Below are 13537 nucleotides of genomic sequence, written 5' to 3' on the forward strand. Positions count from 1 at the left end.
ACTATGACTGAATACAAAAAAATTATCGTGACAGGTGGAGCAGGTTTTATCGGTTCTAACTTTGTTCATTATGTTTACAAGAACTTTCCAGATGTTCACGTGACAGTATTAGACAAGTTGACTTATGCTGGAAATCGCGCTAATATTGAAAAAATTTTAGGTGATCGTGTTGAGTTGGTTGTTGGAGATATTGCTGATGCGGAGTTGGTAGACAAGTTGGCTGTTCAAGCAGATGCTATCGTTCATTATGCAGCGGAAAGTCACAATGACAATTCACTGAATGATCCATCACCGTTTATACATACTAACTTCATCGGAACCTATACTCTTTTGGAAGCAGCTCGCAAATATAATATTCGCTTCCACCATGTGTCTACAGATGAAGTTTATGGGGATCTCCCTCTCCGTGAGGATTTGCCAGGATATGGTGAAGGTCCAGGTGAGAAATTTACTGCTGATACCAAATACAATCCTAGCTCTCCATACTCATCAACCAAGGCCGCTTCAGACTTGATTGTAAAAGCCTGGGTACGATCATTTGGTGTCAAGGCAACGATTTCTAACTGTTCAAATAACTACGGTCCTTATCAACACATTGAAAAATTCATCCCACGTCAGATTACCAACATCCTAAGTGGAATTAAGCCAAAACTTTATGGTGAAGGTAAGAATGTTCGTGACTGGATTCATACCAATGATCATTCTTCGGGAGTTTGGACAATCTTGACAAAAGGTCAAATCGGTGAAACTTACTTAATCGGGGCTGATGGTGAGAAGAACAACAAGGAAGTTTTGGAACTTATCCTTAAGGAAATGGGCCAAGATGCAGATGCCTATGATCATGTAACTGACCGTGCAGGACATGACCTCCGCTATGCAATTGACGCTAGTAAGCTCCGTGATGAATTAGGCTGGAAACCAGAATTCACTAATTTTGAATCTGGTCTCAAGGAAACAATCAAGTGGTATACAGATAACCAAGAATGGTGGAAAGCAGAGAAAGAAGCTGTTGAAGCCAATTATGCTAAAACTCAGGAGATTATCAAATTATAAAAAGCAGGAAATAGTTGCTTTTTATTGCTATAGTGGGAAGAGTTACAGATTAGGAAGGTGTAGAGATGATTTTAATTACAGGAGCAAAAGGCCAATTAGGAACTGAACTTCGTTATTTATTAGATGAGCGTAATGAAGAATACGTAGCAGTAGATGTGGCTGAGATGGATATTACAAATGAAGAAATGGTTGAGAAAGTTTTCGAAGAAGTTAAACCGACTTTAGTATACCACTGTGCTGCCTACACCGCTGTTGATGCAGCAGAGGATGAAGGGAAAGAATTAGACTTTGCTATCAATGTTACGGGGACAGAAAATGTCGCAAAAGCATCTGAAAAGCATGGTGCAACCCTAGTTTATATTTCCACCGACTATGTCTTTGACGGTAAGAAACCAGTTGGAGAAGAGTGGGAAGTTGATGATCGACCAGATCCACAGACAGAATATGGACGTACAAAGCGCATGGGAGAAGAGTTAGTTGAGAAGTATGTGTCTAATTTCTATATTATCCGTACTGCCTGGGTATTTGGAAATTACGGTAAAAACTTTGTTTTTACGATGCAAAACCTTGCGAAAACTCATAAGACATTAACGGTTGTAAATGACCAGCATGGTCGCCCAACTTGGACTCGTACCTTGGCTGAATTTATGACTTATCTAGCTGAAAATTGCAAGGAATTTGGTTACTATCATTTATCGAATGACGCAACAGAAGACACAACTTGGTATGATTTTGCAGTTGAAATTTTGAAAGATACAGATGTGGAAATCAAGCCAGTAGATTCAAGTCAATTTCCAGCAAAAGCTAAACGTCCGTTAAACTCAACAATGAGTCTGGCTAAAGCTAAAGCTACTGGATTTGTTATTCCAACTTGGCAAGATGCCTTGAAAGAATTTTATAAACAAGAAGTAAAAAGTGATATTAACTAATTTGAATCCTGGTCGTTAATGAACTCCCCACGAAAATAATAGATATAATATTCTCATGACAACAGCTTTGCAGTGTGTAAGAAATGAGTTAGATTAAACAACCAAAACTACTAATCAACTGCTTTTTAGAAATATGATTGATCATTCCTCGACTACCTAATGTAGTTGAGGTTTTTTTGTTATTATTCATATTTTTGCAAACTTAATGTTTAAAAAATAATTTTCAAAGATTCTGAAAATTCTGTTGACAATGTTTGGAAAAGGGTCTATAATGGATAGAAAAACAAAGGAGAATACTATGAAAACAAGGAAAGTATTGGCTCTTGCGGGAGTAACTTTATTAGCTGCAGGTGTCTTAGCGGCTTGTTCTGGTGGTTCTGGTGCTAAAGGTGAGCAGACTTTTGCATTTACCTACGAGACAGACCCAGATAATCTCAACTACTTAACAACTGGTAAGGCAGCGACTGCTGACATTACTAGTAATGTGATTGATGGATTGCTTGAAAATGATAAATACGGGAACCTTATTCCCTCAATGGCAGAGGACTGGTCAGTTTCTAAGGATGGCTTGACTTATACTTATAAGATTCGTCAGGATGCCAAGTGGTACACATCTGAGGGAGAAGAGTATGCTCCTGTTAAGGCTCAAGACTTTGTGACAGGTCTTAAATATGCAACAGATAAGAAATCAGAAGCCCTATACTTGGTACAGGATTCAATCAAAGGACTGGATGCTTATGCTAAAGGGGAAAATAAAGATTTCTCTCAAGTTGGGATCAAAGCACTTGACGATCAAACACTACAATATACTTTGAACAAACCTGAGAGTTTTTGGAATTCTAAAACAACAATGGGTGTCTTAGCACCAGTTAATGAAGAGTTTTTGAATTCAAAAGGGGATGATTTTGCCAAAGCTACGGATCCAAGTAGTATCTTGTATAATGGCCCTTATTTGTTGAAATCCATTGTAACCAAATCTACTGTTGAATTTGCGAAAAATCCTAACTACTGGGATAAGGACAATGTCCATATTGATAAAGTTAAATTGTCATTCTGGGACGGTCAAGATACTAGTAAACCTGCAGAAAACTTTAAAGACGGTAGCCTTTCAGCAGCTCGTCTCTATCCAACAAGTGCAAGTTTCGCAGAACTTGAAAAAACGATGAAGGACAATATTGTCTATACCCAACAAGACTCTACGACTTATCTAGTTGGTACAAATATTGATCGTCAGTCCTATAAATATACTTCTAAGACTAGCGACGAACAAAAGACATCTACTAAAAAGGCTCTCTTAAACAAGGATTTCCGTCAGGCTATTGCCTTTGGTTTTGACCGTACAGCCTATGCTTCTCAGCTAAATGGACAAACTGGAGCAAGTAAAATCTTACGTAATATCTTTGTTCCACCAACATTTGTTCAAGCAGATGGAAAAAACTTTGGTGACATGGTCAAAGAAAAATTGGTGACTTACGGGGATGAATGGAAGGATGTGAACCTTGCTGATGCTCAAGATGGTCTCTATAATCCAGAGAAAGCCAAGGCAGAATTTGCTAAGGCTAAGACTGCTCTTCAGGCAGAAGGAGTACAGTTCCCAATTCACCTAGACATGCCTGTTGACCAAACAGCAACTACAAAAGTTCAGCGTGTCCAATCTATGAAACAATCCTTGGAAGCAACTTTAGGATCTGATAATGTGGTTATTGATATTCAACAATTACAAAAAGATGATTTATTGAATGTTACTTTATTTGCACAAACTGCTGCTGGTGAGGATTGGGATCTTTCTGATAACGTTGGATGGGGACCAGACTTCTCAGATCCATCAACTTATCTTGATGTCATCAAGCCTTCTGTAGGGGAAAATACGAGAACTTACCTAGGATTTGATTCAGGAAAAGATAATGAGGCGGCTAAAAAGGTTGGTCTCAATGATTATGATAAAATGGTCAATGAAGCAGGGGAAGAAACTACAGATATTACAAAACGGTATAACAAGTATGCCGAAGCTCAAGCATGGTTGACAGATAGTGCCCTAGTCATTCCAACGACATCTCGTACAGGTCGTCCAATCTTGTCTAAGATGGTACCATTCACTTTACCTTTCGCTTTCGCAGGTAACAAGGGGACAAGCGATCCGCTTCGATACAAATATCTTGAACTTCAAGACAAGGCAGTCACAGCAGATGAATATCAAAAAGCTCAAGATAAATGGATGAAAGAAAAAGAAGAATCCAATAAAAAAGCGCAAGAAGAACTTGCAAAACATGTGAAATAAGATAAAAAGAAGTTAGTTATTCGCTAACTTCTTTTGGTTTATCGAAAATGAGTTGAAACATCTTTTCACTTTCAAAGATTATGAAGTTAATTTTTTTGTAGAAAAAATCCTGAGTTTTTATTCTCAGGATTTTCTTTCATCTCACTGTTGTGGTTGCTGTTGAACTTGTGGATTTTGTGGCGTTGGTTGTACTGGTTGTGTCGGTTGAACAGCCTGACCAGCTTGTCCTTGGTTAGGATCAGTTGCTGGAGCATTATGTGGTTGTTGACCAACCGTCGTACTTGCCTGTGTAGTTGAACTTTCAGCTGTTGTGCTTGGAGTTTCTACCGTTTGTGTTTGTTGTGTTACTGAATTATTCCATGTGTTCTTGGCACTATTTTGGAAGACGAATTCTCCATTTCGGAATAGGCCGTCTGGCATCGTCCAATCTCCAGGTTGGTCATCTTCTGATAGATACGATATCATTGAGCGATAAACCTTAGCAGCAACTAGGAAACCATCTCCAACAATTGGAGTTAAACGATTTGAGTAACCAGTCCATACAGCCATAGAATACTTACGAGTATAACCTACAAACATTTCATCTGGAGCTACGTAGCCAGTGTTCTTGATATACTTTTCAATTTCGTCGTCAGTATAGTTAGAAGTACCTGTCTTACCTGCTTGTGGAAGCCATGGTAGGTAAGCACCACGTCCGGTTCCGTAAGCTAAAACAGTTTTCATCATTTCGGTCATCATATAGGCAGTAGTTTCTTTCATAGCTCGTGTACCAGCATCAGAAAATTCTTTTTCACTACCATCACTAAAGACGATTTTATTGATATACATTGGTTTGTGGTAAATACCACCATTAGCAAAGGCGGCATAAGCAGCAGCCATTTTTTCACTACTTGCACCGTACTGTTTGTTGGATTCAGTTGTGTTACTTGAAATGGCGTTTGCATAATGCATGCTTGGATAGTCGATACCAAGACCATTAAGGAAGGTTTTAGCTCTATCTAGACCGACCTTATTCAAAGTCTCAACGGCTGTGACATTTCGTGATTGTTGAAGAGCATACTGGATTGTAATGTTTCCAAAGTAGCCATGATCCCAGTTGTAGACTGGAGTATCAGTGCCAGGATAGTTATAAGGAACATCATGTACAATAGAAGAAGTAGAGTCATAGACTCCATATTCTAAAGCGGGAGCATAGTCAGTGATTGGTTTCATAGTAGAACCCCAGTCACGATTGGTTTCAACGGCTTGGTTGATTCCGAAAGATACATTACTTGATTGGTGACGGGCCCCTAACTGAGCAATGACTTTACCATTTGTTACATCCACGATAGTGGAAGCTACTTGAAGTTCATCATCTGGATAAGCAACGTACTCATCTGTATTGTAAACATCCCAAAGTCTCTGTTGAACATTTTTGTCGACATTAGTATAGACTTCCATACCTGTGGTAAGAAGGTTGTAGCCCGTTTCTTGTTCGACTTGGTCGATTACTTCTTTGAGGTAGTTGTCCATATAAGCTGGGTAACTATTGGCTGACTTCAAGCTTTGAAGACCGTCAGTGATAGGCGTATTAATAGCTTTTTCGTAATCTTCTGCACTGATATATTTCTGCCCCTTCATTTCTGAAAGTACTAAGTTCCGACGCTCTAGAGCAGCTTCTGGGTGGGAATATGGATCATATTGGTTTGGGGCTTGAGGCATTCCGGCTAGGAGTGCTAACTGTGGTAAGCTTAAATCCTTCAAGTCTTTTCCATAGTAATTTTCGGCTGCGGTTTGCATTCCATAGTTACCGTTAGACATGTAGACTTTGTTGATGTAGTAGGTCAGGATTTCTTGCTTGGTTGCTTTTTGTTCTAGTTGAACGGCCAGCCAAGCTTCTTGGGCTTTACGTGACAAGGTTTGGTCAGCAGTTGAAGTAGAGAAATAAGTTAATTTAATCAATTGCTGAGTCAAGGTCGAAGCCCCTTGTAGCCCTCCTTTCCCTTGGAGGTTTCTCAATGCTGCCCCCATGATACGAATGGTATCAACACCTCTATGATCAAAGAAACGGTGGTCTTCGATAGATACGATAGCCTTGACCAAATCCGTAGGGATTTCATTGGATTGAGCATTTACGCGACGTTCAGATCCCAAGTCAGCAATCAGTTCGTTTTTATTGTCATAAATCTTGCTAGAGGTTGTCGCAACTAATTTACTTTCAGATAAGGCTGGAGCCTTGCTAACAAAGTAGAGGAAAAGACCTCCACCTAATAGAAATAGTGCGATAAATAAGGTGAGGAATGTAATTCCAATATACTTTAAGAACCGCAGAATAGTTTGTTTATTCATCTTGTTTTACCACCTAGTAAATGTTCTTTGATAATATCGAGATAGGGAATTTGAGGGAAAGCTCCTTGTTCAACCAAATATCCATATTCTTGAATATATCCAAGTGGCATTGATTTCTGCCCCTTATCTTGATGATAAAAGCGAATTAAATCAAGTGCCGGCAACAAATAAGTTTCTTGTTGAGAAGAAAAATGAAGCAGTACGAAGCAAATGCCCTGCTGTTCTAGAACTTGTTCCATATGTTGAATCTGGTGAAGATGGAAGTTCTTCATTGGGATAGCATTCTTTTGTCGCGTTTCCTTGGCTTCAAAGTCAATGTAATGTCCTCTATACACGCCAGAGTAATCTGTTGTGGAAGCTTGTCTAAAATAGGCTTCTACAATTTTGGCTCGACTACGTTGAGGATAGTCTACTCGGACAATTTGAATAGGCGTGGGTTTTTTATGGATAACTGCCATACCATGCGTCAGATAGTAGTCGTTTGTCGCGTTAATCATCTTTTCAAAAGTCATTCCTCGATTTGCGAAATTTTTTGGTTGAGAAATGGATGTTTGGCTTTTTTTTGATGAAATTTTATGAGGATAGTTGACCATATTTCTCCTTATTGGTACAATAACATCACTCTATTATACCATAAAAATATAAAGAAAGGTGTAAAAATGACCACAGCTTTAATTATGGGCTATTCTAATTTTGACTTGGGTGTCTTTAATGAAAAAGATATCAGGTTAAAAATTATAAAGAAAGCCATTCGCCGTGATTTAGAAAGTTTAGCAGAAGAAGGGATTAAATGGCTGGTATTTACAGGGAACTTGGGATTCGAATCCTGGGTTCTGGATGTCGCAAATGAAATGAAAGAAGAATATGATTTCAGCCTAGCGACGATTTTTGATTTTGAAACGCACGGGGACAATTGGAATGCAGCGAATCAGCTTAAACTTAGCCAATTTAAGCAAGTAGATTTTGTTAAATATGCCTATCCCAAATATGAACATACAGGGCAACTGCGTGATTACCAACGATTTTTATTGGAAAATACTGATTTAGCTTATTTTTTCTATGACCCAGAAAATGAGACCAAACTAAAATTTATGGATAACTTGATGAAAAATCAGGAAGGTTATCGCATAAAAAGGCTAACGTTTGAAGACTTAAATGAGCTAGCAGAAAATTTTTCTGAAAAGTAAGCCTTTGACCTTGATTTTTGTTTGCCTTTTTTTATATAATAATACTATTAGAAACCGAGAATGGAGAGAGAGATGGCAAGTATTATTTTTTCAGCAAAAGATATTTTTGAGCAAGAGTTTGGACGTGAAGTCCGTGGATATAGTAAGGTTGAAGTTGATGAATTTTTGGACGATGTCATCAAGGACTACGAAACTTATGCTGCCTTAGTCAAGTCTCTCCGTCAAGAAATTGCAGAGTTGAAGGAAGAATTGTCTCGCAAACCTGAATCTGCACCGGTTCAAGCAGAACCGCTTGAAATGACAGCTACAACTTCTATGACGAATTTTGATATTTTGAAACGCTTGAATCGTCTTGAGAAAGAAGTGTTTGGTAAGCAAATTTTGGATAACTCTGATTTATAAGAGCTTATTAGAAAAGTGCAATTTTTGGATAATCGCGTGAGGAGAATTTCTTTTCATGAGGAAAGTCCATGCTAGCACAGGCTGTGATGCCTGTAGTGTTTGTGCTAGGCGAAACCATAAGCCTAGGGACGAGAAATCGTTACGGCAGTTGAAATGGCTAAGTCCTTGGATAGGTCAGAGTAGGCTTGAAAGTGCCACAGTGACGGAGTCTTTCTGGAAACAGAGAGAGTGGAACGCGGTAAACCCCTCAAGCTAGCAACCCAAATTTCGGTCGGGGCATGGAGTACACGGAAACGAACGTAGTACTCTGACTGCTATCAGCTGTAAGTTGTTAGTGGTAGACAGATGATTATCGAAGGAAGTGGTCCTAGTCACTTCTGGAACAAAACATGGCTTATAGAAAATTGCATATAGGTTGGGGCTGAGAAAACTTTCTCAACCTCATTTTTTAAAGTGGACATATAGAAAGGTCTTATAAGACTGAAAATGAAAAAAGAATTTAATTTAATCGCTACTGCTGCAGCGGGTCTTGAGGCTGTCGTTGGTCGTGAAGTGCGAGAATTGGGCTACGATTGTCAGGTTGAAAACGGCCGTGTTCGTTTTCAAGGAGATGCGAAAGCCATCATCGAAACCAACCTCTGGCTTCGAGCGGCAGACCGTATCAAGATTATCGTAGGAACTTTCCCAGCTAAGACTTTTGAAGAGCTGTTTCAGGGAGTTTTCGCTCTAGATTGGGAAAATTATTTACCACTTGGAGCTCGTTTTCCGATTTCGAAAGCCAAATGTGTTAAATCTAAACTACACAATGAACCCAGTGTTCAGGCTATTTCAAAGAAGGCCGTTGTCAAGAAATTGCAGAAACACTACGCCCGCCCAGAAGGTGTTCCTCTGATGGAGAATGGTCCAGAGTTTAAGATTGAGGTTTCTATTCTGAAAGACATAGCAACTGTCATGATTGATACGACAGGCTCCAGTCTCTTTAAACGTGGCTATCGTACGGAAAAAGGTGGTGCCCCTATCAAGGAAAATATGGCGGCAGCCATTTTGCAACTCTCTAACTGGTATCCAGACAAGCCCTTGATTGATCCGACCTGTGGTTCAGGAACTTTCTGTATAGAGGCAGTTATGATTGCTAGAAAGATGGCTCCTGGTCTTCGTCGTTCCTTTGCCTTTGAGGAGTGGAACTGGATTAGCGATCGCTTGATCCAAGAAGTGCGCACAGAGGCGGCTAAGAAAGTGGATCGTGAGCTGGAACTGGATATTATGGGATGTGATATCGATGCACGTATGGTGGAAATTGCTAAGGCCAATGCTCAGGCAGCAGGAGTTGCAGGAGATATTACCTTTAAGCAGATGCGCGTGCAGGATTTGCGTTCTGATAAAATAAATGGAGTGATTATCTCTAACCCACCTTATGGTGAACGCTTGTCAGATGATGCAGGAGTTACCAAGCTTTATGCTGAAATGGGTCAAGTATTTGCACCGCTGAAAACGTGGAGCAAGTTTATCTTAACCAGTGATGAAGCCTTTGAGACCAAGTACGGTAGTCAGGCGGATAAGAAACGTAAGTTGTACAATGGAACTTTAAAAGTTGATTTGTATCAATATTTTGGTCAGCGTGTGAAACGACAAGAAGTAAAGTAGAAAGGAAAAACTCATGAGTAAGAAAAGACGGAATCGTCATAAAACAGAACATAAAGAAGCGCAATTTGATTTTGATGATGCCAAAGAGCTAACGGTTGGAGAAGCCATGCGAAAAAATGAAGAGGTGGAAGCAGGTGTGTTGCCTGGAGATTCTATCTTGGACAAGTATGTGAAACAACATAAAGATGAAATTGAAGCAGATAAGTTTGAAACACGTCAGTTTAGCAAGGATGATCTAGTTGAAAAAGAAGAGGTAGAGGAGACTCAGACTCTGGATAATTTGCTTCAAGAGCTTCGTGAGGAAACGGGAGTAACTTCTCCAGCTCCAGAAGATGAATTGAGTCAGTTTGATGATTTAGAATTAACACGAGTTTCAGAAGCTCCTCTTGTCGAAGAATTTGAGACTGAAGAAGTACCATTGGTAGGAGCGGAAGAGGCTCTCACACGTTCTCGAGTATCAGATAATGAAGATGGAAACAGTAAGAAGAAATGGGTGCTTTACGGTATTCTAGCCGCATTAGTGGTTCTTATCCTTGGAACTGGTTATTATGTTTATCGTCAAGTGGCTCGTTCGACCAAGGAAATCCAAACTTCTCAATCAACTACAAATACACAGTCAGATGCAGAAGAATTCAATAATTTATATGATGCCTTCTATACAGATAGCAACAAAACGGCTCTGAAGAATAGCCAGTTTGATAAGCTGAGTCAACTGAAAACCTTGCTTGATAAGCTAGAAGGTAGTCGTGAATATACGCTTGCAAAATCTAAGTATGATAGCCTAGCAACTCAAATCAAGGCCATTCAAGATGTCAATGCTCAATTTGAGAAGCCAGCTATTGTGGATGGTGTCTTGGATACTAACGCTAAAGCTAAATCGGATGCTAAATTTACAGATATTAAAACTGGAAATACGGAGCTTGATAAAGTTCTAGATAAGGCTATCAGTCTTGGTAAGAGCCAGCAAACAAGTGCTTCAAGCTCAAGTTCAAGTGAAACTAGCAGCTCAAGCTCTAGTCAAGCAAGTGAAAATACTGCTAGTGAGACAAGCCCAAGTAGTTCAAATACTGCCTCAACTGAAACTAGAAGTACCCGCAGTGAAGTCAATATGGGTGTGTCAAGTGCAGGAGTTGCTGTTCAAAGAAGTGCGAGTCGTGTTTCTTATAACCAGTCTGCTATTGATGATAGCAATAATTCTGCCTGGGATTTCGCGGATGGTGTCTTAGAACAAATTCTAGCGACTTCACGTTCACGTGGTTATATCACTGGTAACCAATATATCCTTGAGCGTGTTAATATCGTTAATGGCAATGGTTATTACAACCTCTACAAACCAGATGGAACCTATCTCTTTACCCTTAACTGTAAGACAGGATACTTTGTTGGAAATGGTTCTGGACATGCGGATGACTTGGACTACTAAGCAGTCGTTACAAAATTCTTTCTTTTCAAAAGTAAAAATGATAAAATAAAACAAATTAAACAAGAGGAGTGTCAAATGACAAAAGCTAACTTTGGTGTTGTTGGTATGGCCGTAATGGGTCGTAACCTTGCCCTTAATATTGAATCTCGTGGTTACACAGTTGCTATTTACAACCGTAGTAAAGAAAAAACTGAAGATGTAATTGCTTGCCATCCTGAAAAGAACTTTGTACCAAGCTATGACGTTGAAAGTTTTGTAAACTCAATCGAAAAACCTCGTCGTATCATGCTCATGGTTCAAGCTGGACCTGGTACAGATGCTACAATTCAAGCCCTTCTTCCACACCTTGACAAAGGTGATATCTTGATCGACGGAGGAAACACTTTCTACAAAGATACCATCCGTCGTAATGAAGAATTGGCAAACTCAGGTATCAACTTTATCGGTACTGGAGTTTCTGGTGGTGAAAAAGGTGCCCTTGAAGGTCCTTCTATCATGCCTGGTGGACAAAAAGAAGCATACGAATTGGTTGCGGATGTTCTTGAAGAAATCTCAGCTAAAGCACCAGAAGATGGCAAACCATGTGTGACTTACATCGGTCCTGATGGAGCTGGTCACTATGTGAAGATGGTCCACAACGGTATCGAGTATGGTGACATGCAATTGATCGCAGAAAGCTATGACTTGATGCAACACTTGCTAGGCCTTTCTGCAGAAGATATGGCTGAAATCTTTACTGAGTGGAACAAGGGTGAATTGGACAGCTACTTAATCGAAATCACAGCTGATATCTTGAGCCGTAAAGACGATGAAGGTCAAGATGGGCCAATCGTAGACTACATCCTTGATGCTGCAGGTAACAAGGGAACTGGTAAATGGACTAGCCAATCATCACTTGACCTTGGTGTGCCATTGTCACTAATCACTGAGTCAGTATTTGCACGTTACATTTCAACTTACAAAGAAGAACGTGTGCATGCAAGCAAGGTTCTTCCAAAACCAGCTGCCTTCAACTTTGAAGGAGACAAGGCTGAGTTGATTGAAAAGATCCGTCAAGCCCTTTACTTCTCAAAAATCATTTCATACGCACAAGGTTTTGCTCAATTGCGTGTAGCTTCTAAAGAAAATAACTGGAACTTGCCATTTGCAGACATCGCATCTATCTGGCGTGATGGCTGTATCATCCGTTCTCGTTTCTTGCAAAAGATTACAGATGCTTACAACCGTGATGCAGATCTTGCCAACCTTCTTTTGGATGAGTACTTCTTGGATGTTACTGCTAAGTACCAACAAGCAGTGCGTGATATCGTAGCTCTTGCGGTTCAAGCTGGTGTTCCAGTGCCAACTTTCTCAGCAGCTATTACTTACTTTGATAGCTACCGTTCAGCTGACCTTCCAGCTAACTTGATCCAAGCGCAACGTGATTACTTTGGTGCCCACACTTACCAACGTAAAGACAAAGAAGGAACATTCCACTACTCTTGGTATGACGAAAAATAAGTAGGTCTGCCATGGGGAAACGGATTTTATTACTTGAGAAAGAACGAAATCTAGCTCATTTTTTAAGTTTGGAACTCCAAAAAGAGCAATACCGAGTTGATCAGGTTGAGGAGGGGCAAAAGGCCCTCTCCATGGCTCTTCAGACAGACTATGACTTGATTTTATTGAATGCTCGTCTGGGGGATATGACAGCCCAGGATTTTGCAGACAAGCTGAGTCGGACTAAGCCAGCCTCAGTTATCATGGTCTTGGACCATCGTGAAGAATTGCAAGATCAGATTGAGACAATCCAACGCTTTGCCGTTTCGTACATCTATAAGCCAGTTATTATTGAGAATCTGGTAGCTCGTATTTCAGCGATTTTCCGAGGTCGGGACTTTATCGACCAACACTGTAGTCAGATGAAGGTTCCAACGTCTTACCGCAATCTGCGTATGGATGTAGAACATCATACCGTTTATCGTGGCGAGGAGATGATTGCTTTGACTCGTCGTGAGTATGATCTCTTGGCTACTCTTATGGGGAGCAAGAAAGTTCTGACTCGTGAGCAGTTGTTGGAAAGTGTCTGGAAGTATGAAAGTACGACCGAAACCAATATCGTGGATGTCTATATTCGTTATCTACGTAGCAAGCTTGATGTAAAAGGTCAAAAAAGTTACATTAAAACCGTTCGTGGTGTTGGTTACACCATGCAAGAATAGAAAAGCAGTTGCAGTTTTGTAACTGCTTTTTTTGAGGGATTTTCTATATATTGACATGCGGTTTGGTCTTTGATATAATCAGTCATGGAGGA

At 40.0% G+C, this 13537-nt stretch carries 11 protein-coding genes and 1 other RNA gene; 10 read left to right on the top strand and 2 right to left on the bottom strand.

The features are described 5' to 3' along the window. Positions 1 to 3: 3 nt before the first annotated feature. The 3 genes from rfbB (at position 4) to O3664_RS01920 (ending at position 4260) form a co-directional block, all read left to right on the top strand. Positions 4 to 1053 carry a dTDP-glucose 4,6-dehydratase gene (gene rfbB, locus O3664_RS01910; protein WP_049546750.1) on the top strand — a complete coding sequence of 350 codons (1050 nt, stop codon included), beginning with the start codon at positions 4 to 6 and terminating at the stop codon, positions 1051 to 1053. Between the two features lie 65 nt (positions 1054 to 1118). Next, entirely contained in the window at positions 1119 to 1982 is an 864-nt protein-coding gene (gene rfbD / locus O3664_RS01915) for a dTDP-4-dehydrorhamnose reductase (protein WP_000600892.1), read from the top strand. Positions 1983 to 2280: 298 nt separating this feature from the next. Then, on the top strand, positions 2281 to 4260 hold the full coding sequence (locus O3664_RS01920; RefSeq protein ID WP_371613556.1) for a peptide ABC transporter substrate-binding protein: 1980 nt from the start codon (positions 2281 to 2283) through the stop codon (positions 4258 to 4260). 141 nt (positions 4261 to 4401) lie between these two features. Here O3664_RS01920 and pbp1a read toward each other — a convergent pair whose 3' ends face one another. Further along, positions 4402 to 6588, bottom strand: a complete 2187-nt coding sequence (pbp1a, locus tag O3664_RS01925) for a penicillin-binding protein PBP1A (RefSeq protein ID WP_371613557.1) — start codon at positions 6586 to 6588, stop codon at positions 4402 to 4404. After that, complete coding sequence (recU, locus tag O3664_RS01930; protein WP_371613558.1) at positions 6585 to 7181, bottom strand: Holliday junction resolvase RecU; 597 nt, start codon at positions 7179 to 7181, stop codon at positions 6585 to 6587. Before recU ends, pbp1a begins: the two co-directional genes overlap by 4 nt. A gap of 66 nt (positions 7182 to 7247) precedes the next feature. On the opposite strand from recU, the gene O3664_RS01935 reads away from it, so the two are divergent. The 7 genes from O3664_RS01935 (at position 7248) to O3664_RS01965 (ending at position 13445) form a co-directional block, all read left to right on the top strand. After that, a complete protein-coding gene (locus tag O3664_RS01935; RefSeq protein ID WP_004239174.1) occupies positions 7248 to 7775 on the top strand; it encodes a DUF1273 domain-containing protein in 528 nt (175 codons plus the stop codon). A 72-nt stretch (positions 7776 to 7847) separates the two neighbouring features. Next, a complete protein-coding gene (gene gpsB / locus O3664_RS01940; protein WP_000146534.1) occupies positions 7848 to 8177 on the top strand; it encodes a cell division regulator GpsB in 330 nt (109 codons plus the stop codon). 20 nt (positions 8178 to 8197) lie between these two features. Then, positions 8198 to 8579, top strand: an RNA gene (rnpB, locus tag O3664_RS01945) — RNase P RNA component class B. Between the two features lie 84 nt (positions 8580 to 8663). Beyond that, positions 8664 to 9821, top strand: coding sequence for a class I SAM-dependent RNA methyltransferase (locus O3664_RS01950; RefSeq protein ID WP_023946598.1), 1158 nt, complete (start codon positions 8664 to 8666; stop codon positions 9819 to 9821). A 13-nt stretch (positions 9822 to 9834) separates the two neighbouring features. Continuing rightward, positions 9835 to 11244: a cell division site-positioning protein MapZ family protein gene (locus O3664_RS01955; RefSeq protein ID WP_033685490.1), complete on the top strand. Its 1410-nt coding sequence runs from the start codon at positions 9835 to 9837 to the stop codon at positions 11242 to 11244. A 75-nt stretch (positions 11245 to 11319) separates the two neighbouring features. Next, positions 11320 to 12744, top strand: coding sequence for an NADP-dependent phosphogluconate dehydrogenase (gene gndA, locus O3664_RS01960; RefSeq protein ID WP_000158781.1), 1425 nt, complete (start codon positions 11320 to 11322; stop codon positions 12742 to 12744). 11 nt (positions 12745 to 12755) lie between these two features. Next, entirely contained in the window at positions 12756 to 13445 is a 690-nt protein-coding gene (locus O3664_RS01965) for a DNA-binding response regulator (RefSeq protein WP_371613559.1), read from the top strand. Positions 13446 to 13537 lie beyond the last annotated feature (92 nt).

The sequence above is a fragment of the Streptococcus sp. 27098_8_109 genome (assembly GCF_041432295.1).
GTDB lineage: Bacteria > Bacillota > Bacilli > Lactobacillales > Streptococcaceae > Streptococcus.

Coding starts and splice junctions, on each gene's coding strand:
- rfbB (WP_049546750.1), top strand. CDS start 4: ATGACTGAATACAAAAAAATTATCGTGACAGGTGGAGCAGGTTTTATC.
- rfbD (WP_000600892.1), top strand. CDS start 1,119: ATGATTTTAATTACAGGAGCAAAAGGCCAATTAGGAACTGAACTTCGT.
- O3664_RS01920 (WP_371613556.1), top strand. CDS start 2,281: ATGAAAACAAGGAAAGTATTGGCTCTTGCGGGAGTAACTTTATTAGCT.
- pbp1a (WP_371613557.1), bottom strand. CDS start 6,588: ATGAATAAACAAACTATTCTGCGGTTCTTAAAGTATATTGGAATTACA.
- recU (WP_371613558.1), bottom strand. CDS start 7,181: ATGGTCAACTATCCTCATAAAATTTCATCAAAAAAAAGCCAAACATCC.
- O3664_RS01935 (WP_004239174.1), top strand. CDS start 7,248: ATGACCACAGCTTTAATTATGGGCTATTCTAATTTTGACTTGGGTGTC.
- gpsB (WP_000146534.1), top strand. CDS start 7,848: ATGGCAAGTATTATTTTTTCAGCAAAAGATATTTTTGAGCAAGAGTTT.
- O3664_RS01950 (WP_023946598.1), top strand. CDS start 8,664: ATGAAAAAAGAATTTAATTTAATCGCTACTGCTGCAGCGGGTCTTGAG.
- O3664_RS01955 (WP_033685490.1), top strand. CDS start 9,835: ATGAGTAAGAAAAGACGGAATCGTCATAAAACAGAACATAAAGAAGCG.
- gndA (WP_000158781.1), top strand. CDS start 11,320: ATGACAAAAGCTAACTTTGGTGTTGTTGGTATGGCCGTAATGGGTCGT.
- O3664_RS01965 (WP_371613559.1), top strand. CDS start 12,756: ATGGGGAAACGGATTTTATTACTTGAGAAAGAACGAAATCTAGCTCAT.